General features: G+C 53.0%; 21 protein-coding genes. 15 read left to right on the forward strand and 6 right to left on the reverse strand.

From position 1 onward, the window contains the following. The first annotated feature begins 22 nt into the window (after positions 1-22). The 3 genes from ACIPIJ_RS10060 to metC are packed head-to-tail and all read left to right on the forward strand — an operon-like array spanning position 23 to position 3,929. Positions 23-619 carry a cysteine dioxygenase gene (locus ACIPIJ_RS10060; protein ID WP_401075580.1) on the forward strand — a complete coding sequence of 199 codons (597 nt, stop codon included), beginning with the start codon at positions 23-25 and terminating at the stop codon, positions 617-619. Beyond that, the gene (locus tag ACIPIJ_RS10065) at positions 616-1,248 is read left to right on the forward strand and encodes a glutathione S-transferase family protein (RefSeq protein ID WP_401075583.1); all 633 of its coding nucleotides are present in this window, start codon (positions 616-618) and stop codon (positions 1,246-1,248) included. The genes ACIPIJ_RS10060 and ACIPIJ_RS10065 overlap by 4 nt, the downstream gene beginning before the upstream one ends. A 2-nt stretch (positions 1,249-1,250) precedes the next feature. After that, entirely contained in the window at positions 1,251-3,929 is a 2,679-nt protein-coding gene (gene metC, locus ACIPIJ_RS10070) for a cystathionine beta-lyase (protein ID WP_401075586.1), read from the forward strand. Positions 3,930-4,086: 157 nt separating this feature from the next. Here metC and ACIPIJ_RS10075 read toward each other — a convergent pair whose 3' ends face one another. Beyond that, positions 4,087-4,935, reverse strand: a complete 849-nt coding sequence (locus ACIPIJ_RS10075; protein ID WP_401075588.1) for a sulfurtransferase — start codon at positions 4,933-4,935, stop codon at positions 4,087-4,089. A 14-nt stretch (positions 4,936-4,949) separates the two neighbouring features. After that, the gene (locus tag ACIPIJ_RS10080) at positions 4,950-5,552 is read right to left on the reverse strand and encodes a TetR/AcrR family transcriptional regulator (protein WP_401075591.1); all 603 of its coding nucleotides are present in this window, start codon (positions 5,550-5,552) and stop codon (positions 4,950-4,952) included. Between the two features lie 191 nt (positions 5,553-5,743). Between ACIPIJ_RS10080 and ACIPIJ_RS10085 the strand changes: the two genes are divergently transcribed. The 7 genes from ACIPIJ_RS10085 to ACIPIJ_RS10115 all read left to right on the forward strand — a co-directional run bounded on the left by ACIPIJ_RS10085 (position 5,744) and on the right by ACIPIJ_RS10115 (position 13,709). Then, positions 5,744-6,661 carry a glycine betaine ABC transporter substrate-binding protein gene (locus tag ACIPIJ_RS10085; protein WP_401075594.1) on the forward strand — a complete coding sequence of 306 codons (918 nt, stop codon included), beginning with the start codon at positions 5,744-5,746 and terminating at the stop codon, positions 6,659-6,661. Positions 6,662-6,701: 40 nt separating this feature from the next. Then, positions 6,702-7,877 carry a glycine betaine/L-proline ABC transporter ATP-binding protein gene (locus ACIPIJ_RS10090; protein WP_401075596.1) on the forward strand — a complete coding sequence of 392 codons (1,176 nt, stop codon included), beginning with the start codon at positions 6,702-6,704 and terminating at the stop codon, positions 7,875-7,877. Positions 7,878-7,924: 47 nt separating this feature from the next. Continuing rightward, positions 7,925-8,749 (forward strand): ABC transporter permease, encoded by an 825-nt coding sequence (locus ACIPIJ_RS10095; RefSeq protein WP_401075598.1) that lies wholly within the window; start codon positions 7,925-7,927, stop codon positions 8,747-8,749. Positions 8,750-8,766: 17 nt separating this feature from the next. Beyond that, the gene (locus ACIPIJ_RS10100) at positions 8,767-10,080 is read left to right on the forward strand and encodes an NtaA/DmoA family FMN-dependent monooxygenase (protein ID WP_401075601.1); all 1,314 of its coding nucleotides are present in this window, start codon (positions 8,767-8,769) and stop codon (positions 10,078-10,080) included. A gap of 344 nt (positions 10,081-10,424) precedes the next feature. Beyond that, positions 10,425-11,357 (forward strand): DMT family transporter, encoded by a 933-nt coding sequence (locus ACIPIJ_RS10105; protein WP_401075604.1) that lies wholly within the window; start codon positions 10,425-10,427, stop codon positions 11,355-11,357. 76 nt (positions 11,358-11,433) lie between these two features. Beyond that, positions 11,434-12,543 carry an alcohol dehydrogenase family protein gene (locus tag ACIPIJ_RS10110; protein WP_401075606.1) on the forward strand — a complete coding sequence of 370 codons (1,110 nt, stop codon included), beginning with the start codon at positions 11,434-11,436 and terminating at the stop codon, positions 12,541-12,543. 62 nt (positions 12,544-12,605) lie between these two features. Beyond that, positions 12,606-13,709, forward strand: a complete 1,104-nt coding sequence (locus tag ACIPIJ_RS10115; protein WP_401075608.1) for a mandelate racemase/muconate lactonizing enzyme family protein — start codon at positions 12,606-12,608, stop codon at positions 13,707-13,709. 462 nt (positions 13,710-14,171) lie between these two features. Here ACIPIJ_RS10115 and ACIPIJ_RS10120 read toward each other — a convergent pair whose 3' ends face one another. Next, positions 14,172-14,933: an IclR family transcriptional regulator gene (locus tag ACIPIJ_RS10120; RefSeq protein WP_401075610.1), complete on the reverse strand. Its 762-nt coding sequence runs from the start codon at positions 14,931-14,933 to the stop codon at positions 14,172-14,174. 107 nt (positions 14,934-15,040) lie between these two features. On the opposite strand from ACIPIJ_RS10120, the gene ACIPIJ_RS10125 reads away from it, so the two are divergent. Together ACIPIJ_RS10125 and ACIPIJ_RS10130 are read left to right on the forward strand one after the other, a co-directional pair. After that, positions 15,041-15,793: an SDR family NAD(P)-dependent oxidoreductase gene (locus tag ACIPIJ_RS10125; RefSeq protein ID WP_401075613.1), complete on the forward strand. Its 753-nt coding sequence runs from the start codon at positions 15,041-15,043 to the stop codon at positions 15,791-15,793. Positions 15,794-15,818: 25 nt separating this feature from the next. After that, entirely contained in the window at positions 15,819-16,373 is a 555-nt protein-coding gene (locus ACIPIJ_RS10130; RefSeq protein ID WP_401075792.1) for a DsbA family protein, read from the forward strand. Positions 16,374-16,524: 151 nt separating this feature from the next. On the opposite strand, the gene ACIPIJ_RS10135 is transcribed toward ACIPIJ_RS10130, so the two are convergent. Further along, positions 16,525-17,403 carry a LysR substrate-binding domain-containing protein gene (locus tag ACIPIJ_RS10135; RefSeq protein ID WP_401075615.1) on the reverse strand — a complete coding sequence of 293 codons (879 nt, stop codon included), beginning with the start codon at positions 17,401-17,403 and terminating at the stop codon, positions 16,525-16,527. 61 nt (positions 17,404-17,464) lie between these two features. On the opposite strand from ACIPIJ_RS10135, the gene ACIPIJ_RS10140 reads away from it, so the two are divergent. The 3 genes from ACIPIJ_RS10140 to ACIPIJ_RS10150 are packed head-to-tail and all read left to right on the forward strand — an operon-like array spanning position 17,465 to position 20,459. Further along, positions 17,465-18,793: a CitMHS family transporter gene (locus ACIPIJ_RS10140; protein WP_401075795.1), complete on the forward strand. Its 1,329-nt coding sequence runs from the start codon at positions 17,465-17,467 to the stop codon at positions 18,791-18,793. A gap of 2 nt (positions 18,794-18,795) precedes the next feature. Further along, positions 18,796-20,142 (forward strand): acyclic terpene utilization AtuA family protein, encoded by a 1,347-nt coding sequence (locus ACIPIJ_RS10145; protein WP_401075617.1) that lies wholly within the window; start codon positions 18,796-18,798, stop codon positions 20,140-20,142. After that, complete coding sequence (locus tag ACIPIJ_RS10150; protein WP_401075620.1) at positions 20,139-20,459, forward strand: hypothetical protein; 321 nt, start codon at positions 20,139-20,141, stop codon at positions 20,457-20,459. The genes ACIPIJ_RS10145 and ACIPIJ_RS10150 overlap by 4 nt, the downstream gene beginning before the upstream one ends. Before the next feature lie 449 nt (positions 20,460-20,908). Here the strand turns inward: ACIPIJ_RS10150 and ACIPIJ_RS10155 are convergent, their stop codons facing one another. Both ACIPIJ_RS10155 and ACIPIJ_RS10160 read right to left on the reverse strand, forming a co-directional pair. Continuing rightward, positions 20,909-21,199, reverse strand: coding sequence for a DUF1330 domain-containing protein (locus ACIPIJ_RS10155; RefSeq protein ID WP_401075623.1), 291 nt, complete (start codon positions 21,197-21,199; stop codon positions 20,909-20,911). Positions 21,200-21,293: 94 nt separating this feature from the next. Then, on the reverse strand, positions 21,294-21,779 hold the full coding sequence (locus ACIPIJ_RS10160; RefSeq protein WP_401075625.1) for a hypothetical protein: 486 nt from the start codon (positions 21,777-21,779) through the stop codon (positions 21,294-21,296). Positions 21,780-21,857 lie beyond the last annotated feature (78 nt).

Here is a 21,857-nt window from a genome sequence, read left to right on the forward strand (position 1 = left end):
ACATGTCCAAGGGAGATTCAAAATGAGTCATGCTCGCGTTGCAGTTGTTCAAGAGTTCTTGGATAAAGTTCGTGACATCAACGATGCCGGCGTTGATCGAGCGGCTTTGCAAAAAATTGTTGGCTTGCTCGAGGAACTGAGTGAACGCGTTGATCTCTTCAATTTTAAAGAGTTTCCTGCTCCTGTCCCAGGTGAGGGAAAGACTGCATTTCGGTATCGTCTGAACGATAACGGCAATGGCCCGACGTTGTATCTTAATTCCTTGCTTCCTGGTAAGCGGACTGTTCCACACAATCACGAAACCTGGGCGATCATCGTAGCGCTCGAGGGTGAGGAGCTGAACAAGGTCTATCGTCGTCTTGATGACGGCTCCGTGCCCGACTTCGCTGACTTGGAGGTTGATCGCGAGGTGGTTGTACGTCCTGGCACGCCCATCTCTTTCCTCGGTGACGACCTGCACAGTATCCAAGTCGCAGGTGAAAATCCTACGCTTCATTTCCACCTGTATGGACGGCCACTCGAGTCTTTGGATGGTCGCTTTGGTGTCCAAGAGGATGGAAAGGTGATGGGCTACAACAAGTCCCAAATGGAGCCATCTATCGAGGCGTATGGCTCATGATTCAACTGCATTATTGGCCGACAGCGAAATGCCTGAAAATCGGCATTCTGCTTGAGGAACTCAAGCTTGAGTATGAGCTCCTGCCGGTGAATATCCGTCGTGCTGAGCACAAAACTGACGATTTTCTAAAGGTAGGGGCAGGCGGGCGTATCCCAGTGATGGTGGATACGGGTGGCAATCTCTCTTTGTTTGAGTCTGGTGCCATCCTTAATTACCTAGGAACTGCGTTTGTCCCTGAAGCAAACTCGCCGGCCTATCACAAGGTTCAGCAATGGTTGTTCTGGCAAGTGGGCCACATCAGTCCTTGCCTGGGACAACTGCAGTTCCTTCGCGAAAAGGCACCTGCTGCGAATTTGTTCGTTCAAGACCTGTTCCAGACTGAAGCGTTCCGGCTTTACGAGGTGCTGGAGCGTGCTTTGCTGCATCACGAGTATGTGGCTGAGACCTATTCGATAGCTGATATGGCGATCTTTCCCTGGATCCAGCCTACACGGCAGGGCATTGACCTCGCGGACTTCCCCGCGATCGAAGCATGGCGCAATCGCATTAAGGCACGCCCGGCAGTACAGGAAGCCTACAAGCGTGGCCGCTCGATCGCGGCAGAAGAAAAGTCGTTGGTGGTGGAGTAATCATGAGTAATTGGGTATCAAGCGAAGAGCTCGAGGCATGGCTTTTCGACGGTCACGAGCTTGCCCTTTTCGATGTGCGTGAACATGGCCAGTACGGCGAGGCGCACCTCTTTTTTGCCGTCAATGTGCCTTACAGCCGACTTGAGCTGGATGCTATCCGGCTCGCTCCGAACCGCGCCGTACGAGCCGTGGTCTACGACACCGACGGTGGGGAACTGGCAGTGCGTGCTTCCAGTCGTCTCCAAGCGCTGGGTTACAGCCATGTCTTCTGTCTGCAAGGTGGCACAGATGGCTGGCAACGTTCTGGTCGTGAACTTTTCGCCGGCGTGCATGTGCCTTCTAAGGCATTCGGAGAGATCGTAGAGGAGCACTGCCATACTCCGCACATTGGCCCGCTGGAGTTAGCTAGCTGGCAGAGCGAAGGGCGTGCCGTCACCATCCTTGATGGCAGGCCCCGCGAAGAGTTTTTGAAGATGAATATCCCGGGCGGCGTCTGCTGTCCTAACGGCGAATTGGGTTTGCGTGCACAGGCAATGGTGCCTGATGTTTCCACACCGATAGTCATCAACTGCGCGGGCAGAACCAGAAGCATCATTGGTGCACAAACGCTGATCAACCTGGGCGTCCCCAATCCTGTGATAGCCCTGGAGAATGGTACGCAAGGCTGGTTCCTGGCAGACCTGGAGCTCGAGCGCGGGAAAGATCTGCACTACCCCCCAGCTCCAGAGGATACGCGGGAGTTGCAACGAGCAGCCGCTGCTCTTGCGGAGCGCACGGGCGTACTGCATGTAGACGCTGCCCAAGTCGAAGCCTGGTGTGACGACCAAAGACGCACGCTTTTCGTGTTTGATGTTCGTACGCCTGAGGAATTTGCTGCCGGCACTTTGCGAGGCGTCGAACACGCTCCTGGTGGACAGCTCGTTCAAGCTACTGACCTGTATGTTGGGGTCAGAGGTGCACGGATCGTCGTGGCCGATGATGAAGGCGTTCGTGCACCGATAGTTGCGAGCTGGCTTCGTCAGTTGGGCCACGAGGCGTATGTTTTGAACGAGGGTATTCACAGCCCGCTCGAACTTCCAGAAGTTGCGAAACCGCTTTACCGACTCACGCCGGCAGAGTTGGGGTCGGCTGAGGGAGTAGTTTTTGATCTGCGTGACAGTGCATCCTTCATCAAGCGGCGTGCTCGTGGATCCTGCTGGTCGACGCGTAGCAAAATTGCGAAGGATGCAGGCTCGGTCGAAGGTCAGGTCTGGCTGCTAGCAGCTTCTGAAGAGGTCGCCGCCCTGGCTGCTGCAGAGTTGCCCCCTGAGGTTCTATCCAGCGCCCGTTGGTTAGCGAGCCTGGACGGCTTGGAGGTTGATGAAGGAGGGGAGCCGCTTGCCCAAGCGGAGCGAATCGATTACCTGTTCTTCGTCCATGATCGTCATGCGGGCAACAAGGAAGCTGCGCGTCAATACCTAGCCTGGGAAACGGGGCTGTTGTCGCAAATGACCCCCATGGAGCGGCAGAGCTTCAAGCCTCTTACCAATAGTGAGCCTCTGGCAACCCGCTTGTTACACGCCGGTCGTGGTCATCAAGGTAAAGAACCTCATGGAGTTAACGCGCCGGTTTCCCGGCTCAGCACAGTCTTATTCGACAGTTGGTCTCAAATGCGAGAAGCGCGTCAGCGTCGTGACCATGAGAGACTTCTGAGTTATGGAGCTAGGGGAAACCCCACTGCTCATGAGCTAGAAGACCTGATTACCGAACTAGAGGGCGGCTACCGTACCAAATTGTTCCCAACAGGACTCGCTGCGACAGCCCAGGTTCTGCTTACGTACCTTCGACCTGGTGATCATGTCCTCATCACCGAAGGCGTATATGCCCCTGTGCGCAGGCTCGCTGAAGACTTTCTGAAGCCGTTCGGGATCAGCTACGAATACTATTCGGCCAACGGCACGGATCTCAAGTCGCTGATCAAGCCCAACACTCGGATGGTTTACGCGGAGGTGCCGGGTTCATCGTACTACTCGCTGATTGATCTGCCGGCGGTCGCGAATCTTTGCAAGCCACTTGGCATCCTGGTCGCAGTAGACAACACGTGGGGCTCGGGCTGCTTGTACAGACCCCTTGAGCTGGGAGCCGATATTTCAATCATGGCACTGACAAAGTATGTGGCTGGCCACAGTGATGTGATGATGGGTAGTGTTTGCACTACTCGCGACGCATTCGAGCCTCTTTCCCGTATGAGCGACACGGTGGGGCAGACGGTTAGCCCGGACGATGCCTGGCTGGTTCTTAGAGGGGCGCGCACCCTTGTTTCCAGGCTTGATGTGCATGCTAAGCAGGCTCTTGAGGTGGCGCAGTGGTTGAGCCATCAAGAAGTGGTTATCCGTGTCTACCACCCCGCGCTACCTACGCATCCTGGACACGAAATCTGGCGCAGAGACTTTGATGGCTCTAATGGGCTGCTAACCGTTGAGTTTTGCCAAGGTTTTGATGCGGAATGCTTCGTAGATTCCCTAGCGCTTTTTGGGATCGGAGCGTCTTGGGGCGGCTTCGAAAGCCTGGTCACGCTTGTGGAGACAGATCGGCAGCTGGGCGTTCGTCCGGCTGGGCCTGTCGTCCGGTTGCACATCGGTCTAGAAGCCGTTTCATCGCTTGTGAGCGATATCAGGCAGGCAATGGCCAAGGCCGTGTAATGGGATCTATGAAGCGCTGCCGGTTTGTGTGCCGCTGGTAGATCTCAAGGATGCTTCAGGCGCTACCTAGCGCGCTTTTTCCCCACATCGCCAGTTTTGAGCCTGGGTACTTGCCCAGGCTCAGCTGGATACCGCAGCAGGCCACTCTGATGGGAAGTTATCCATCTGCTTCGACTGGCGAGCCGGGAAGGCTAGACCACTCACTCCAGGATCCTGCGTAGAGCCGGGGTGCGCCAAGTCCTGCTACTTCCATCGCTAGTATGTTGTGACAGGCGGTTACCCCAGAACCACACTGATGAACGATTGAGCTTTTCGGCCTGGAACCGAGCAGATCGGAAAATTCCTGGGATAGCTGAGAGCTAGGCTTGAAGAATCCTTGTGAGTCCAGATTCTCCATGTAAAAACGATTTAGCGCTCCTGGGATATGTCCTGCCTTTGCATCCAGGGTTTCATTTTGCCCAGCGAATCGCTGCGGGGAACGTGCGTCGACAACTGTCAGTAGGCGCTGCCCAGTGATGTCATTGTAAAGCTCTGAATAGTCGATAGTAGTGTTGGCTGAGCCCCTACGGATGAAGGTACCGAGCGAAGCCTCTTGGGTCATTCCCGCGATCGGTTTGCCAGCCGACAGCCAGGCACTCAGCCCGCCATTTAACACCGCTACTTCGGTGTGTCCGAGAGATCGCAGAAGCCACCACGCCCGGGCTGCAAAAATTCCACCCTGGTCATCGTAGACGACGACTTGCTGACGATAATTTAACCCCAGCGCTCTTAATCGATTTTCAAAGACCTCAGGAGAGGGGAGTGGATGCCGACCATTCCGTCCATTCTTCGCGCCACTGAGATCATGGTCGAGATGAAGATATTGCGCACCTGGAATATGTGCCTTCTTGAACGCGCGTTCTCCAAGTTCTGGATCGGTCAGGTCAAAGCGAGTATCGAATACGAAAACGTTTCCAATTATGCCTTCAAGTTGTTCTGTAGTAATAAGAGTGTTGTAGCTTGCCATCGGATTTCCTTGAGCTAGGCGTTATATTTGCAATTATTGAGAATTACGTGCGCAGCGCTGCCTGTAATTTTAATAATTGATGAGTCTTTGTTAATGGTTATGAAGGCTAAGGCTCCATCGTAGAGGGCGGCAATTTGTAGGGCAATCGATAGGCGGTTTTCAACCTGCGATGGAATATGGGAGGCTATCAGCTCTCTAATCGCTCGCTTATGGTTTTGAGCTGCAGCCAGGACTTCGTCGGACTCTGGATATTCTGAAGCTGCCAGCAAAAAAGCACAGCCGCGAAATGTAGGTGTCGATGCTTTTTCATCAAGCAGATCAAATAAATGCAATATCCTTTTTTTCCAGTCCGGTTCCGCGGTTGTCTCTGATAATGTTGATATGACTTTTTCATGCCTAGCATTCAGGTATGAAACGACAATGTCATCCTTGTTTTTAAAGTTGTTGTAGAGTGTCGCTTTCGCAACCCCTGCTTCTTGACAAAGCCTGTCGACTCCTACAGCCCTTATGCCCTCGCTGTAAAATACTTTGTCTGCAGCTGAAAGTATTAGGTCGCGCGCCTTGATCTCGTTTTCCCGCCCAATCTTTATGTTTTTTGTCCGATCTGTTTTATTCATTTGGCAGAAATCCCTAGAGCCTTTTTCTAGTTAACATGATTAGATGGCTACTTGCTAGATTTAAAACAAATATGCTTATGAGCAGACAGTATATCCTGAACTTGACTGATCGGTATAGGATGGCGCCATTGACCCACTGAGGCTCTCCCCGTGGTGCACGCATAGAGCCATTTCCCCAGGACTTGACGCAGATGTCATCTGAAAAACACCTCATCACCCGCAGAAAACTCATACAGGTCGCAGGCGCTGCGGCAGCTGCCGCATCACTCCCATTTGCTGTACGGGCAAGTGGTGCGAGCAAGGCCCTTGTTTATTCGTACACCGCAGGTTGGGCTAATGCTGCCGGACAGGCTTATATCGGTGCTCAGCTCCTTAGAGAGCGCTTCGGCTACGAAGTCAGCCTTATGCCCCTGGATCCGGCCATCGCTTTCACAGCCATCAAGACTGGCAAGGCAGACGTCTACTCTACGACCTACCTGGAGGGTGAGGGCGCGTTCAAAGGCGAGTTTCGAGGAGGCATGGCAGACATGGTGGCTGCGAATAGCAAATATCTAAAGATTGCCGGCAAGGCCCAGGGGCCAATGACTCAAGGTTTTGCAGTCCCTGAATATGTACCAATCAAGTCAATCGAAGAAATCAACCAGGTTCTAGATAAAATCGGTGGCCGTCTGATTGGGATTGAGGCCGGAGCGGGCATCATGAGCACAGCGGAACAGGCCATTGCTGCTTACGGTCTTAACGTCTCGCTATTGCCTAGTAGCGTTGCATCCATGCAATCCCTCGTGCGTCGCGCTGTGAGCCGTAATGAGTGGGTGGTAGCCACTTGCTGGGAGCCTGACTCCCTTTGGAATCAAGTAAAGCTGCGTTACCTCGATGATCCAAAAAATATCATGATGAAGGAGCCTTATTTTAACTTTCACTCGGTTTCATTGAGCCTTAAAGAAAACTTCCCTCGTGCAGCGGGCTTCTTTGGGAAGTTCTGGATGGATAATTCTGATGTTGCCTTGGTCATGGGGTGGATTGACGAAGGGATGAAGCCGGAAGATGCTGCAGATAAGTGGATCAAGACCGTAGCTAATCCGGAAGTTATTGAGAGCTGGCTTTCGTGATACCGCTAGAGATCTAGCCAAGCCGGCGCAGAGGTGAATTATGCAGCGTGATGTTTACATTCGCATTGAAAAAATTTCCAAAGATTATGACAAAGTTAAACGTTTAGGGTTTTTGCATCCGCTGAAGAGCAAGGCTATGCTAGGAGCCAATAAAAGACCGGCACTTGATGGGGTAAGCCTATCAATCCCGCGAGGTAAAATCTTCGTTTTGATGGGCTTGTCTGGTAGTGGTAAATCCACACTGCTGCGTTGCATCAATAGGTTAGTAGAGCCTAGCTCTGGAAAAATTTATATCGACGGGCAGGATGTCACTCAACTGACCTCTAGGAATCTAAGGTCTCTTCGTAACTCTACAGTTGGCATGGTGTTTCAGCATTTCGCATTGCTCCCTCATCTCACCATCTTGGATAACGTTGCTCTTGGGTTAAGGATCTCAAAATTTTCTAAGGCTGAGCGGCAAGTAAAGGCGCTCGAGGTGATCCAGCAGGTGGGGTTAGCGGGATGGGAAAACCATAAGCCTTCCGAACTTAGTGGTGGAATGCAACAGCGTGTGGGGATTGCCCGTGCGTTGGTTATGGATACACCGATTCTGTTAATGGATGAACCCTTCAGCGCCCTTGACCCCTTGATTCGTGTTGAGATGCAGCAGGAGCTACTACGTCTGCAGCGTCTTTACAATAAGACTATTGTTTTCGTTACCCATGATCCTAACGAAGCAATTATTCTAGGTGATGAAATTGCCATTTTGAAAGATGGCAAGGTTGTTCAGCATGGAGACATAAGGGAAATCCGGAATACACCGGCCAATGAATACGTGCGCAATTTCTTTAAGTCGGTTAATGGTTTCGGGGTTGGAACTGCCAAGGATGCTGTGGATAAAACGGTATTGATTATGCCTGGGCGCGAGCAAGCCTATCGGTCAGATTCTACTGTTCTGGTTGATAAAGGCAACTCAATGCTGGGGGTGGTGAGTGGCTCTCGCATAGACTCTGAGCGGAAACTATTCAATAAGTGGCATTCAGGTGAGAATTATGTCACCGTTGGGCTAGATACCCCAATTTCAGAAATACTTAATCTAAATAGTGAGTGGCGGGAATTGATTGCGGTGGTTGAGCCTGATGGTCGGTTTTATGGGGCTATCACTCCAGTATCCCTCTTGAAGCACATCAGCTCTTCGACTAAAGCCATAGATGCAGTAGAACCTGCCAACGCTTGATTATGTTGTCGAAGTCGAAATTTCAAGTGTTTTTAGTCGAGGATAAAATGAGTATTTCGACATCAGTGAGCACGTCTATTGATAATTTTGCAAATTATCTCAATGAAAATTTTAGCTTCATCTTCGCAGGTGTCTCTGCAGCTGTTGGAGCTGTAACCGATTCGGTTGCGCATGTTCTTTCCTCTACACCCCCTTGGGCATTGATTGCGATTACAACAATTTTTGCGCTTTGGAGAGGTGGTATCGGGCTAGCTCTTCTGGCAGCTGCCGGGCTTGGTATTATTGAAGTCCTAGAACTTTGGGCTCCGTCAATGGTGACGTTGTCATTAGTGTTGTCATCCATTTTCTTTTCGCTCTTGATTGGGATACCTATTGGTGCATTAATTTCTGAGTCGGAGAGGCTGCGTAAATGGAGTGAGCCGATTCTTGATTTTATGCAAACAATGCCTTCATTTGTATTATTGGTACCAGCGGTATTGTTTTTCGGCGTGGGTAATGTTCCTGCTGTCATTGCAACTGTTTTTTTTGCAATGCCGCTCCCCATCCGATTTGCAGCGCACGGTCTCGCGACCGTGGATAAAGAGGCCGTAGAGGCTGGCCACTCATTGGGCGCTACTCGCCTTCAACTTTTGTTTTTGATAAAACTTCCACTTGCTTTTAAAACGATCATGGTTGGTGTTAATCAGTGCACGATGATGTGTCTCGCCATGGTTATTGTGGCTTCCATGATCGGTGCTGGTGGTTTGGGTGATGAGATCATTCGAGCCATTTCTCGTCTCCAGATCGGTAAAGGCATACAAGCGGGTTTTGCAGTCGTTATTCTTGCGATTCTGATGGATCGGATCACTAAGAAAATTTCCAACGTATTTTAAAGGTTTCAGGGTGTCTAATGGCTCATCAATTTCATTTGGCTGCATATCTTAATACATCGCCGACTATCCATAGCGATGGAGCTTGGAAGCACTCGGCGGCAACGAATGGTTTTTTGACACCAGAGTTCTACCAAGGCATCGCCAGAAACCTTGAGGCTGCTTGCTTTGATTTCGCTTTCTTCGCAGACAACCTGGCAGCCCATGCTAAGTATGGTGGTTCTTACCGACATTCGGTGGAAAAGGGCGTGCAGTTTGTGGCTGCCCTCGAGCCCACCTATGCCGCCCTGGTAATGGCAGGTGTAACTCAGAATTTGGGATTAGGGGTGACAAAGTCTACTACCTATTCATCTCCCTTCGATTTGGCAAGAGTTTTTGCTACGTTGGATCATCTCAGCAAGGGGAGAATTGCCTGGAATATTGTTACTTCCATAAATGATGCTGAAGCCCGGAATTTTGGATTTGATCAGCATTTGGATAGGCAATCCCGTTACGAGCGTGCGCATGAATTTGTAGAGGCGTCTGTAAAACTTTGGGAAAGCTGGGATCCTGATGCGTTGCTGTTTGACAAGGAGGGTCAACGCTTTGCCGATGCGGACAAAGTGAAATCTGTAAAGTTCACGGGTAAGTGGATCACTTGTGAAGGGCCGCTGACGGTGCCCCACAGCCCCCAAGGACGGCCAGTATTCATGCAGGCTGGGGCATCAGCTCAAGGAATGGAATTTGCGGCAAAATGGGCTGAGTTAGTGTTCGTTATCGATCCTACAGAGGCTGGGCGTCGTAAAAAATACAAAGCTATGAAAGAGCTCCTATCTGAGTTCGGACGTGATCCAGATTCACTAAAGGTCTTTCCTGCCTTTATGCCATTTGTGGCAGAGACCGAAGCATCGGCTCAGGAGAAAAAAGATAGGCACAATGCTTTGGTTGATCCCATCGCCGGATTAATTACACTATCGTCGCATTTAGATATCGATTTATCTGGATTCGATCTCTCTCAGAAATTTATGGATATACCGGGCTCTGGTGGTGTTGTTGGTACGCTACAGGTTGCAAAGCAAATGGCAGGAACCGATGACCTCACTCTTTCAGAAATTGGTCAGCTGTATGGTGAGGGGATGTTCGTACCTCAAATAGTGGGCACGCCGACGCAAATCGCCGACTTCCTAGAGTACTGTCATAAAGACGGACAGGCAGATGGATTCATTATCTCTCCGCCGTACCTGCCGGGCGGTTTCGATGACTTTACCAATCTTGTCGTCCCTGAACTTCAGCGGCGAGGCCTGGTTAAGTCCCAATATTCGGGTTCCACGTTGAGAGAAAATCTCAATCTGTAGTGACCTGGCCGCCGGCACCCTAATGGTCGGCGGATTTTTACAAACCGAAGCTTTGGGTGGATAGGGACATACGTGCTCTACCATCCAAGGTTTCATAGTGCTGAACCAGCGCGCGGCTGGAGCCACTCCACAGATGGCTAGCGGGATCATCATTCGTCATCAGCCGTCACGTAAAGGTGCCCTCTATCGGCTGAGAGCCTGCTTGCCGCCTAAGCGCCCCATTGCCCGTCATCCTACCCTCCATTTCGGTCATTCAGGAATCGTGAAGAACAGGTTAATTTAATTTTGATTTATTAAATTTGCGGTTCTGGCTACTCTCGAGTCATTGTCTAGGAGAGTCCTCGATGTCGATCGAAGTACCCGCTGTACTCCCCCGTTCCAGCTGGCTGTTGCTTTTGCCTGTTCCACTTTTGGAGGCTGCAATGGTGATTGCCTGGAGCTCGGGTTTTGTTGGCGCACGCTTTTCGATTGATTACGCACCACCTTTTTTGGTGGTGTTTTGGCGCTGCTTTCTGCTCTCATTGTTCATCCTTCCGTTGGTCTGGAAAGATCTCAGAACCACAAATTTCAGTACCTTATGTCGCCAGGGGGGCATCGGCATGCTTGCCATGGCCGGTTATCTCGGTGGGGTTGTTTATGGCATCTCTTTAGGCGTTCCCGCAGGGCTTGCGGCACTTTTCGCTGATCTGCTGCCGATCGGTACTGCAGTGCTGGCTTTTGCGCTTGGCCAACTGAGCTTGTCCAAGAAGGGTTGGATGGGACTGGGCGTTGGGCTTGTTGGGGTGTTGCTGGTGACCCATGATGCGTTTGGCTACGGCGAGGCGCCTCTGTGGGCTAACTTACTCCCACTTCTAGGCATGTTGTCTCTCGCAGTGGCAACTGTATGGCGAAATCACAGCTCTGATGCGCCCAAGATGGGCATGCTCGCCAGCTTATGGCTTCAATGCGCGGTGTCAGCTGTCATCTTCGGAGTTGTTGTTGGTTTCGACTCCGGGTTGGCTCCAATCTACAACGCAGGTTTTGCATCTAGCGTTATTTGGACTGCGCTAGTTTCAACACTGGGCGGCTACGGGCTTTATTGGGTGTGCTTGCATCGCACATCTCCAACCCGGGTTGCGAGTGCTCTTTATTTGAGTCCCGCGGTAACGCTGATTTGGGCCTGGGCAATGTTCGGTGAGCCGTTATCTGCTCTGATGTTCCTTGGGCTGGCGATCAGTGCTGTTGGGATCAGTATGGTCATAAAAGGTGAGCGCTCGAGATCTGCAGCAGTAGATTGAGACAGATTCTTTGTCTGAATCATGCGAAATTGAAAGTGGCTTATGACGATTGTAGTTCACATACGGAGGGTTAAAGATGTCTAAAGATATTCCAGAAACCATGCACGCCGTTTTGTTAACCGGGTACGGTGGAGCCGAGAAATTAGAGTACCGAACAGATGTTCCTGTGCCATCTCCCGGCCCTGAGCAAGTGCTTATCCGTGTGGGTGCTACTGCAGTTAATAACACCGATATCAACACACGCATCGGCTGGTATTCGAAAGGCATTACCGCTGATACTGAAAGTGGTAGTAAGGCCGGATTCAGTGAAGTGGATAGCGAAGATGCTTCTTGGTCGGGCGTTCCGCTGCAGTTTCCTTTGATTCAGGGCGCAGATTGCTGCGGCTACATCGTTGCTGTAGGGGAGGGTGTTGATCCACAGCGGGTCGGTGAGCGGGTACTGGTTCGCAACATGCTACGAGAGCCTGTCGGTCGCCGCCCCTACGAATGTTGGACGTTTGGGTCTGAGTGCGACGGCGGGTTTGCCCAATACGCCGTCGCACCGGCGGGTGACACCTGGGCAGTTGATTGTGATTGGGCCGATAGTGATTTGGCTTCGATCCCTTGCTCCTATTCAACGGCTGAGTTGATGCTCCACCGTGCAAGCGTTACCAGCCAGGACACTGTGTTGATCACAGGTGCGGGAGGAGGCGTTGGGTCGGCTGCTGTTCAGTTGGCTAAATGCAGAGGCGCACGCGTTATTGCCATCGCCTCCAATGCGAAGCGTCACCAAATCCTTGAGCTGGGTGCCGACGAGGTAGTGGATCGAGGAGAGGATATCGTAGGGAAACTTGGGGAAAAAAGCGTTTCTGTCGTCCTGGATATCGTTGGAGGGCCGGATTGGCCTGCTTTGCTCAAAGTTCTAAAGATCGGTGGCCGCTACGCCGTATCGGGTGCTATTGCCGGCCCGATGGTAGAGCTGGATCTACGAACGCTCTATCTCAAAGATCTGTCGTTCTTTGGGGGGACTTTCCAGGACGATCTGATTTTTGACAACGTAATCAAATATATCGAAGAGGGAAAAATCCGTCCAGTTGTCAGCAAAGTATACCCTTTGCGCGAAATTGCTGAGGCGCAAGATGATTTCGTACAGAAACGGCATACCGGCAAGCTAGTGTTGGTGCCTCCTCAATTTGACTTGATATGATTCATGAGGTGTTCGACAAGTTTTCATATTTACTTAATCTTCAAGAATAAGCAGGGTAAAAAATGAAAGTCGCGCAAATTCATATATATCAAGTGGATCTGCCTGTACTCAACGGGCCTTACAAAATGTCTCATTCCACCGTGTGGGCTCTTAAATCCACACTGGTTAAGGTGGTATCTGACAACGGGTTGGTGGGCTGGGGCGAAACGTGCCCTGTCGGTTCGACTTACAACGAGTCATTTGCAGCGGGGGCACCTGCAGCGCTTTCTGAGCTCAGCCAAGGCTTGATCGGCACATCGGTTTTGCCGCTCCATGTGCACCGTCGGATGAGTGAACTGCTCACAGGTAACCACTATGCCAAGGCTGCGATTGATATCGCTATCCACGATCTGCTAGGTAAGCATCTCAAGCTCAGGGTTGCAGACTTGCTTGGCGGCGCGCTGACCAATCGTGTTCCTTCCTACTACGCACTCAACATCTCAAGTCCCGAGGATGCTGCTATCAAGGCGGCAGAGAAATGTGATGAAGGGTACCCAAGACTTCAATTGAAGGTGGGTGGCCGCGATGTGAGTGAGGACATCGCCACCGTTAGAAAGGTTTGGGAAACCATCAAGGGCCGGAACGTACGACTCGTTTTGGATGCTAACCGTGGTCTTTTGACTCGAGATGCCTTGCACCTTAGCCGTGCCTGTGCGGACGTACCATTTGTTCTCGAGCAACCCTGCCAGAACATTGATGACCTTCGTACTTTGCGATCGGTTATCCAGCATCCGATTTACATGGATGAAAACACCATCAACCTGACAAACGCTGTTTCTGCAGCCGGTTCTGGTCTCGTGGACGGCTTTGGTCTCAAAGTCACTCATCTGGGTGGCCTTCATCCGATGAGGGCAATCAGGGATATATGCGCAATTCGTAGCCTTCCTCATACCTGCGACGACGCATGGGGCGGCGATATTCTCGCGGCTGCATGCGTCCACATGGGAGCAACCGTTGCACCAAATCTCCTAGAGGGCGTTTGGGTTGCAGCCCCATACATCGAAGGCAATTACGATCCTGAAAATGGGATAAAAATCGAGCGAGGCTATATTGAGGTTCCATCTGGGCCTGGCCTGGGTATTCATCCAGACGAGAGCTTAATCGGTTCGCCAGTCGCATCGTTCTAAGACAGAGATTGGCCCAGTGGTTCGATGGACACCACTGGGCTCACTCTCTTGATCCATTGTCAAATCAGGGCTATGTCCTCATTGGTCGCGGGGTGCATGAGCGGCTGGCTCTACTTTTTGGCTCATGACATGCAAGAGTGGTTCGTCAAAGCAGGCCTACCGATAGAAGCAGCCCGGCTATTGATTCTTGGCAACTTCAATGACTGCGTCGCCAGCGCGCTCCGTCAGTCTCAACGAGCGATCGCTACGCCTGGCATACACCGCAGCCGGGCTGAAGCTGCTGCAAGAGAGGTCTGCCAGCGATCCTTGAAGCGCTGCCTTTGAGTCAGTGTATGAGCGCCTACTGGCGAAGTAATTATGCGCTGTGGCTTAAGCTGAGGCTGATCGGGCTGCTGATCGGGGGCTAGGTGCGCGCAGCTGGTGTTTCGCCGCATTCGTTCAGCTGGCTGCACACTTCCTTGCTCAGAGAGAAACCATCGCTCCGAGTTCGCGCAGCGCTCGTTTGGCTTTCACTTTCATCCAGCCTGACTCCATATACGCCGCATATCCACTGATGCCTAGCGCACCCACGAATGCGCCTTGGTATCGAAGCGGAATCGCCATGCAATGGAGCCCTTGGCGTGAGGAGCCTTCATCCAGCGCGTACCCAAAGTCGCATACGTTGTTCAGCTCGTTTTCGAGATGCCGCTCAAGCGGGGCATTCCGGCGAACACGACGTATGAAGGCTGGATCGTGGGCCAGGAAGATCTTCCCGATTGCCGATGTCCTGATGGCATCTCTTCGAATATCGGCATGAGTAGAAAACGCTCTGCCAGAACTGTCTAGGGCACCAAGGGTGAGGTATGACCGGGTGCCGCTAGGAATGGCCAGGAAGCTGTCTCGCTGGCAGATTTCATTGAATGCATGCAGGGCCGGAGCGAAGAGATCTCTAATTGCTTCTGCAGCATCGACCCGGTCGGGGGAGAGCGAACGAATCCGTGCGCCAGGACTGTATTCACTCCCGACATTCGAGACGTAGCCAAGGTCGACAAGTGTGCTTAGGAGCCCATGGGCAGTGCTCTTGCCTAACCCGGTGTATCTGCAGAGCTCCGCCAGGCCTGTGCCATGAGGATTAGCATTCAACTGTTCCAGCAGAGCCATAGCTCTTTCCACTGATTGGATATGCCGGCTGCGCTTAGTCACGTGAAGAATCTCGTCTGATGCTTGCCTCATAGTCTGTCGCATGCGGGGGCGTTCGACAATGTCGAATCTCGCCTTCGTTTTCCTAGTGTGGGCTCTAAATCGTAGCTTCGGTCAGTACAGTGTCTCCAACAACAGCAGAGGTGTGACATATGGACCTTCAATTACAAGGCAAATCTGTTCTGGTCAGTGGTGGATCACGCGGCATTGGTCGAGCGATCGTCGAAGCCTTCCTGCAAGAAGGTGCTCAGGTCAGTTTTTGTGCGCGTGGTGAAGCAGGTGTTCTGGCTGCAGAGCAGGCGTTGGATGGAAAAGCCCGGGGTTTCGTTGTGGACGTCCAGGATGCATCCCAAGTAGCGCAATGGGTAACCGATAGTGCAAAGCTACTGGGAGGCATCGACATTGTCGTTCCCAATGTGAGCGCTTTGGCCGGTGGTGGTGGCATCGAAACATGGCGCAAGGCGTTTGAGATTGACATATTGGGATCGGTCAACATGGTCAATGCGAGTCTGCCCTTCCTGGCTGGATCAGATGCTGCCTCTGTGGTTCTCGTATCAAGTGTGTCAGGAAGGGAGATTGATCGCTTCGCTGAACCATATGGAGTGTTAAAAGCGGCACTGACGCATTATGGTAAGACCCTGTCGGTGCGACATGCTGGGGATGGCATCAGAGTGAATACGGTCGCACCAGGTAACGTGTACTTTGCGGACGGTGTATGGGGAAAAATCGAGCGTAACGATCCCCGTGCCTTCGCTGAGTGTCTTGCTGCTAATCCCTTGGGTAGAATGGCCACTCCGGAAGAGGTCGCGAACGCGACGGTATTCCTGGCCAGTCCTGCAGCAAGCTTCATCACCGGTACCACCTTGCTTGTCGATGGTGGATTAACCCGTGGCGTCCAGTATTAATCCCACACATCAGGATATCGATGGTATGCATCTAGATACGCTTTCATGGGGTCATGGCCCACGTACTCTTGAGGTTTTCCTCGAACCTACCTGTCCCTTTTCGGTGAGAGCTTTTTACAAGTTTGATGAATTGCTCACCGAAGCGGGCGAGGACGCCCTGACGCTTAAAATCCGACTGCAGTCGCAACCTTGGCACATGTTTTCGGGCGTGGTAGTGCGATGCATTTTAGCGGCGGCATCGCTTCCGGACGGCAAGGAAAGCGCCAAGGCGGTGATGAATTCTGTTGCTCGGCACAGAGAGGAGTTTGAGTTTGAGCATCATGCTGGAGGGCCAAATCTTGATGCCACTCCCAACGACATCATTCGCAGGATCGAGATCTACAGTGGTATCGCCTTGAGAGAGGCGTTCGCGAATGCTGAGCTTGAGCACTCGATCAAATGGCAGTGCAAATATGCCCGCCAAAACGGGATTCACGTCTCTCCTACGTTCATGATTGACGGGTTGATCATGCCGTTGATGAGCAGCGGCGACACTGTGGCAGAGTGGATTGACAAAATCGGGTTGCAATCCCAGCGATAGAAGCCTAGCCAGGGTGACAATGACCTTGGAGATGTCTCGCTTGAGGCGTGGAAAACTCCAGGGTCGTCATTATTTGAATGTCGCGAGCCTGCCGCATCCATGTCAGATCCCACAGTGTGCTGCTCACCCCTCTGCTGTCGCTGTTGAAACGTTACAAAGTGATCCCCTTCAGGCAATCCACTAAGCGCAATGCTGCGGGTGACAGGCTGGACTCGGAGCGAGTTATCACTCCCAGCTCCCGCTTCAGACCTGGCTCATCCAGGTGTCTTCTCACCAATCTCTGATCCTCGTTACTTGCCGACTCTGGCAGCAACGCAATCCCCAGCCCATTACGTACTAAGCCGAGAACTGTGGACATATAGTTCGCCTCCAAAACAGGTCGCAACGTCAGACCTCTGTTGTGAAAAACCTGTTCGATTTGAGCCCGCACGCTGCTGTCACGCCCCGTTAGAATCATCTCTTGGTTATCCAGGTCGGCGAGAGTCAGCTCGCCAATGGCTAATGGGTGTTCGATGGGCATGAAGAGGCACAGCCGATCCTCTACCAACGGTGCGAAATCTAGCCCGTGTCCCAGTCGCGATCGAACACCAATTCCGAAGTCGACATCACCATCGCGAACCCGCTCGGTGATGCGCTCAGATACCAAGTCTCGCAGGCGAATCTCAATCCCTGGGTACTCACGATGAAATAGGGCCAACCGCTCAGGTAGTACACCCGCACACAACGACGGGAGGGCGGCAACTGTGACCACGCCTCGGCTTGCAGCAGCGAGGCCTTGGCTGGCATTGACGATATTACCCAGGTCCAGAAGCAGCTTCTCCATGGCCGGTAAAGCTTCGCGGCCAGCTGCGGTGAGCGCCACGTGCCGAGGGCTCCGGTCTAGTAACGATACGCCTAGCCAACCTTCGAGCTGGCGCATCTGAACGGTAAGCGCTGAGGGGGATAAGTGAAGCTCGTCAGCAGCCCGTGCGAAATTGCCGTGTTGAGCAATCGTGACGAAGGCGCGTATGTGCTGCAGTGCATTCTTCATTTTGTTTTTTTGAATGTGCCTATGATGAAATTGCAATTTACATCACTGCCATTCGTTTCAGATACTCGGGACAACAAAAAAAACAATGCCGGAGTTTCCTATGCTCGCCCTTTACGGCGTCATCACCATTCTGTCTCTGCTTGTCGCGGTTATGAGCAAGCGGATATCGCCTCTCGTAGCGCTCATCGCATTTCCAATTGTGGCTGCGTTGCTTGCTGGGTTTGGTCTGCAGACCAGCGGCTTCATTCTCACGGGTATTAAGAACGTCGCACCGGTGGTGGGTATGTTCATCTTCGCCATCCTGTTCTTTGGGGTGATGACAGATGCAGGCATGCTCGACCCGATCATTGACCGTATCCTCCGTGCAGTTGGCACACGCCCCACGCGCATCGTTTGCGGCACCGCCTTGCTCGCCTTGTTGGTGCACCTGGACGGTTCGGGAGCAGTAACTTTCTTGGTTACGGTGCCGGCAATGCTTCCACTCTATACCCGACTCGGAATAGATCGAAGGGTGTTGGCATGCGTAGCTGCAATGGCTGCGGGGGTTAATTTCTTACCGTGGACCGGTCCAGTGCTTCGTTCTTCGGCAGCTTTGCATGTACCGGTGGCCGATCTCTTCCAGCCGTTGATTCCGGTTCAATTAGTGGGGCTGTTTTTTGTCTTCGGCTGTGCCTGGTGGTTGGGGCGGCGTGAAGAAAAGCGGCTAGGCCTGCATGCAGGGAATGATGTCGTCGCCCCGCAACGTGTCTTAACCCCCGAAGAACAGTCCCTGCGCCGTCCTCGAATGTTCTGGCCCAATCTTTTGCTGACCATAGTGGTGATGGCGGTCATGATCGCCGGCTGGGTCGACCCTGTCGTGATGTTTATGCTCGGTACGGTCGCGGCGTTGTGCCTCAACTATCCGCGTGTAGACCAGCAGCGTGAGCGCATCGATGCCCACGCCAAGACCGCGCTGACGATGGCTAGCATTCTTCTCGCTGCCGGGGTGTTCACTGGAATCATGCAGGGTACCGGCATGCTGAAGGCTATGGCCGAAGTCGCCGTGCAGCAGATCCCGCCAGGCCACGGCAAGCTGATCCCTGCCTTGGTGGGTTTCGTATCGATGCCATTGAGTCTTCTATTTGATCCTGATTCATTCTACTTCGGCATCATGCCTGTGATCGCAGAGGTTGGCCGTTCGCTGGGGGTTGACCCGGTGCAAGTAGCTCAAGCGTCCTTGCTCGGTGTGCACACAACGGGTTTCCCGGTCAGCCCCTTGACTCCGGCAACCTTCCTTTTGGTGGGGCTGTGCAAAATCGATCTTGCTGACCACCAGCGTTTCACCCTGCCGTTTCTTTTCGCCGCCTCGGTGCTGATGACACTGACCGCGCTGGCACTTGGAGTATTTTGATTATGAGTACCTTGCGAATTGGGGCTGGAGCCGGCTATTCCGGTGATCGGCTGGAGCCCGCTGTTGAGCTGGCCCAATACGGTCAACTGGATTATCTGGTATTTGAGTGCCTGGCAGAACGAACGATTGCTTTGGCGCAGCAAGCCCGCCTGGCTGACCCCGACGCAGGCTATGACCCTTTGCTTGCCAAGCGCATGCGTGCCGTACTGCCCTTTGTACGCAATAACGATCGCCGCTTACGAATCATTACCAACATGGGTGCCGCTAACCCCCGTGCAGGGGCTCGTCAGGTATTGGCGATTGCTGCCGAGTTGGGTTTGCATGGTCTGAAGGTGGCAGCGGTAGAAGGCGATGATGTTCTTGATGTCCTTCGTAAGCATCCCGACTGGAAGTTGGACAATGGTTTGAGTGTGGACGTTCTGGGCGAAAAAATGGTGTCGGCGAATGCTTATTTGGGTGTCGAGGGTATTCTCGAAGCGTTGGCTCTGGACGCTGATGTCGTCATCACCGGACGTGTCGCTGACCCATCGCTATTCCTGGCACCGCAGGTGCACGCATTTGGCTGGAAGCAGGATGATTGGCTCCGGTGCGGGCGCGGAACCTTGACCGGTCACCTGCTGGAGTGTGCCGGGCAAGTTAGCGGTGGATATTTTGCTGACCCAGGTGTGAAGGAAGTGCCCGATCTCGCTCGGCTTGGCTTCCCGCTCGCTGAAATTGACTCTGATGGCCATGCCCGGTTTATGAAGGTCGATGGTAGCGGAGGGCGTCTCGATGTGGCCACCTGCACAGAGCAATTACTTTATGAAGTGCACGATCCGCAGGCTTATCTCACCCCGGATGTAACAGCCGACTTCTCGGCCGTTCGTTTCGATCAGGAAGGGCCAAATCTGGTTTCAGCCAGCGGTGCGAGTGGTACCGAGCGCCCTAAGCAGTTGAAAGTTACGGTCGGTTACCGAGATGGTTGGATTGGCGAAGGTCAGATCTCATACGGTGGCCCTAATGCAGTGCCTCGGGCACGCCTGGCAGGCCAGGTTGTCGAAAAGCGCATGGCTTTGACAGGTGTTAAGCTCGATGAACTGCGCATCGAGCTGATGGGGGTCGACTCGTTGCATGGCAGTACTTATCGCCAGCAGGGAGAGCCATGGGAGGTGCGCCTTCGGGTCGCCGGACGCTGCTCGACACTAGAAGTCGCTCAGGCATTAGCTAACGAGGTCGAGACGCTCTATACCAACGGGCCTGCTGGGGGGGGGGGCGCCACTAGGCAGGTGCGTGAAGTTCTCGCGGTGGCCAGTCTTTACCTACCCCGCGACCTTGCAGTCCCCCGTGTTCACCTGGAGGTAAGCCCGTGAAACTTGTTCTACATCAGCTTGCTCATACCCGTACCGGAGACAAGGGAGATACCTCGAACATCTCTCTGATTGCTTACCGGCCTGAAGATTATGACATCTTGGTGCGAGAAGTCACGGTGGAAAAGGTCGAGGCGTGGTTTGCGCATTTACGCGATTCCTGTGCTGGCCCCGTGAGGCGGTATGAGATGCCTCAGTTACATGCCTTGAATTTCGTCTTGCCGGGTTTGTTGCGGGGCGGCGTCACCAGGTCGCTTGCACTGGACGCGCATGGGAAATGCCTCGGTGCAGCGCTTCTAGGAATGGAGGTGCAGCGATAAGTGCTAGGGAGGGCCGCCAAGCGGCCCTCCCTGTTTGGTAAGTAAGACATAAGGTTGCTGCGCCTAGTCATCCTTGGCGCGAGTGGTCACACTGGTGACCCCTATTCGTTTAACAGTTTGCATCCGGCAGAGTGTGAGCCACTGCCGTTGCTTCCACAGCCATTTGCGTTGCTTGGCTTTGAGCGCCGTCATAGGAGAGGCAGTGAGTCTGGGGTAATCCGCGTATGCGTCCGGCCATCACATCTTCCCGACTCAACCGCCGAAGGCCATGGTGTCCACCTTTATAAGTGGACACCATTTCTCATCCACAGCGATAGAGGTGGACAGCTGTGGTCGCTTGCCATGAGGGAGACACAGAGGTTTCCCTGCACTCCCGGTAGCATGTAAGCCGTGAGATGACCCAGGGATAAACGTTCCTGCCATCCTGTTGTGAGCCTTGGCTCTAGGGATTAGGCCAATTCGCCCTCAATAATGATCAGTTCCCGGTGAGACGCTTTATGGGCAAAGACCATGGCCTCAACATAGGCAGGATCAGAATAGCAAGCCTGAGCTTTCGCGAGGGAATCAAATTCTACCGCCAGGACACGCTGAGTTTCTCGGGCTTCTTTCAACACGCCTCCATCCAGCGACTTGATAGTAGCGCCGTACTTTTGCGCAATGGGTTTCCAAAGTCGTCCATACTCCTGCTGTGCAGCGGCGTCAGTCACCTCAGAGCCAAAAATAATCCAATAGCCTTTCATCTCAATGCCATCCTCTTCTTTTTCCAGTCGTCAGATCGCGGGTTTCATCTAGTCGATCTCGATGCGGACCGCTTGGGCCTTTAAGTGGATCATGCTAAACCGAGGTAAGCGGACTGTCGCCTAGCGTTTTACGTATAGCTCTGACGGAGCCCACCCAATGTCGACGCGAGTCAACAGGGGAGAATCCTAGCCGCTCGGCAAAGGCCGATGATGTCGCATTCGTGCATTCGATCCCGATGTAGCGATAGCCAATCTTCGGTGCCAGGTTCAGCAAAAACTCGATTAGCGCCTGCCCATGGCCGGCGCGCTGCTGTTCGAAGCCAATCCGAGCTATCACCAGGCAATTTCTTGGGTAGATATCGTCGGGTTTTGCGAACAGGCGAAAGTAGAGGTCAAACTGCTTCGTTCGACTGACCACAGTCCCGAACGAGCTGGAAACCTGCTGTTGAACGTACCTGGACGTGTAAGTGAACCGCCCGAGGATGAATTCACTCAGGTAGGTCACCAACTCGTCGCATCGCGCATCGGTGAAGTCGTCCCATTCATCGTCACTGGCGTCGGCGGCGGGAAGCTTGGGCATTGCTTAGCTCCTGTTTCGGGTAGGAAAAATAAGGTGTGGGCCTTAGGGATTTCCACGCAGATTGTTCTGATGCCGAGA

Origin of the sequence: Pseudomonas sp. NPDC087185 (assembly GCF_044744955.1) — a bacterium.
Taxonomy (GTDB): Bacteria; Pseudomonadota; Gammaproteobacteria; order Pseudomonadales; family Pseudomonadaceae; genus Aquipseudomonas.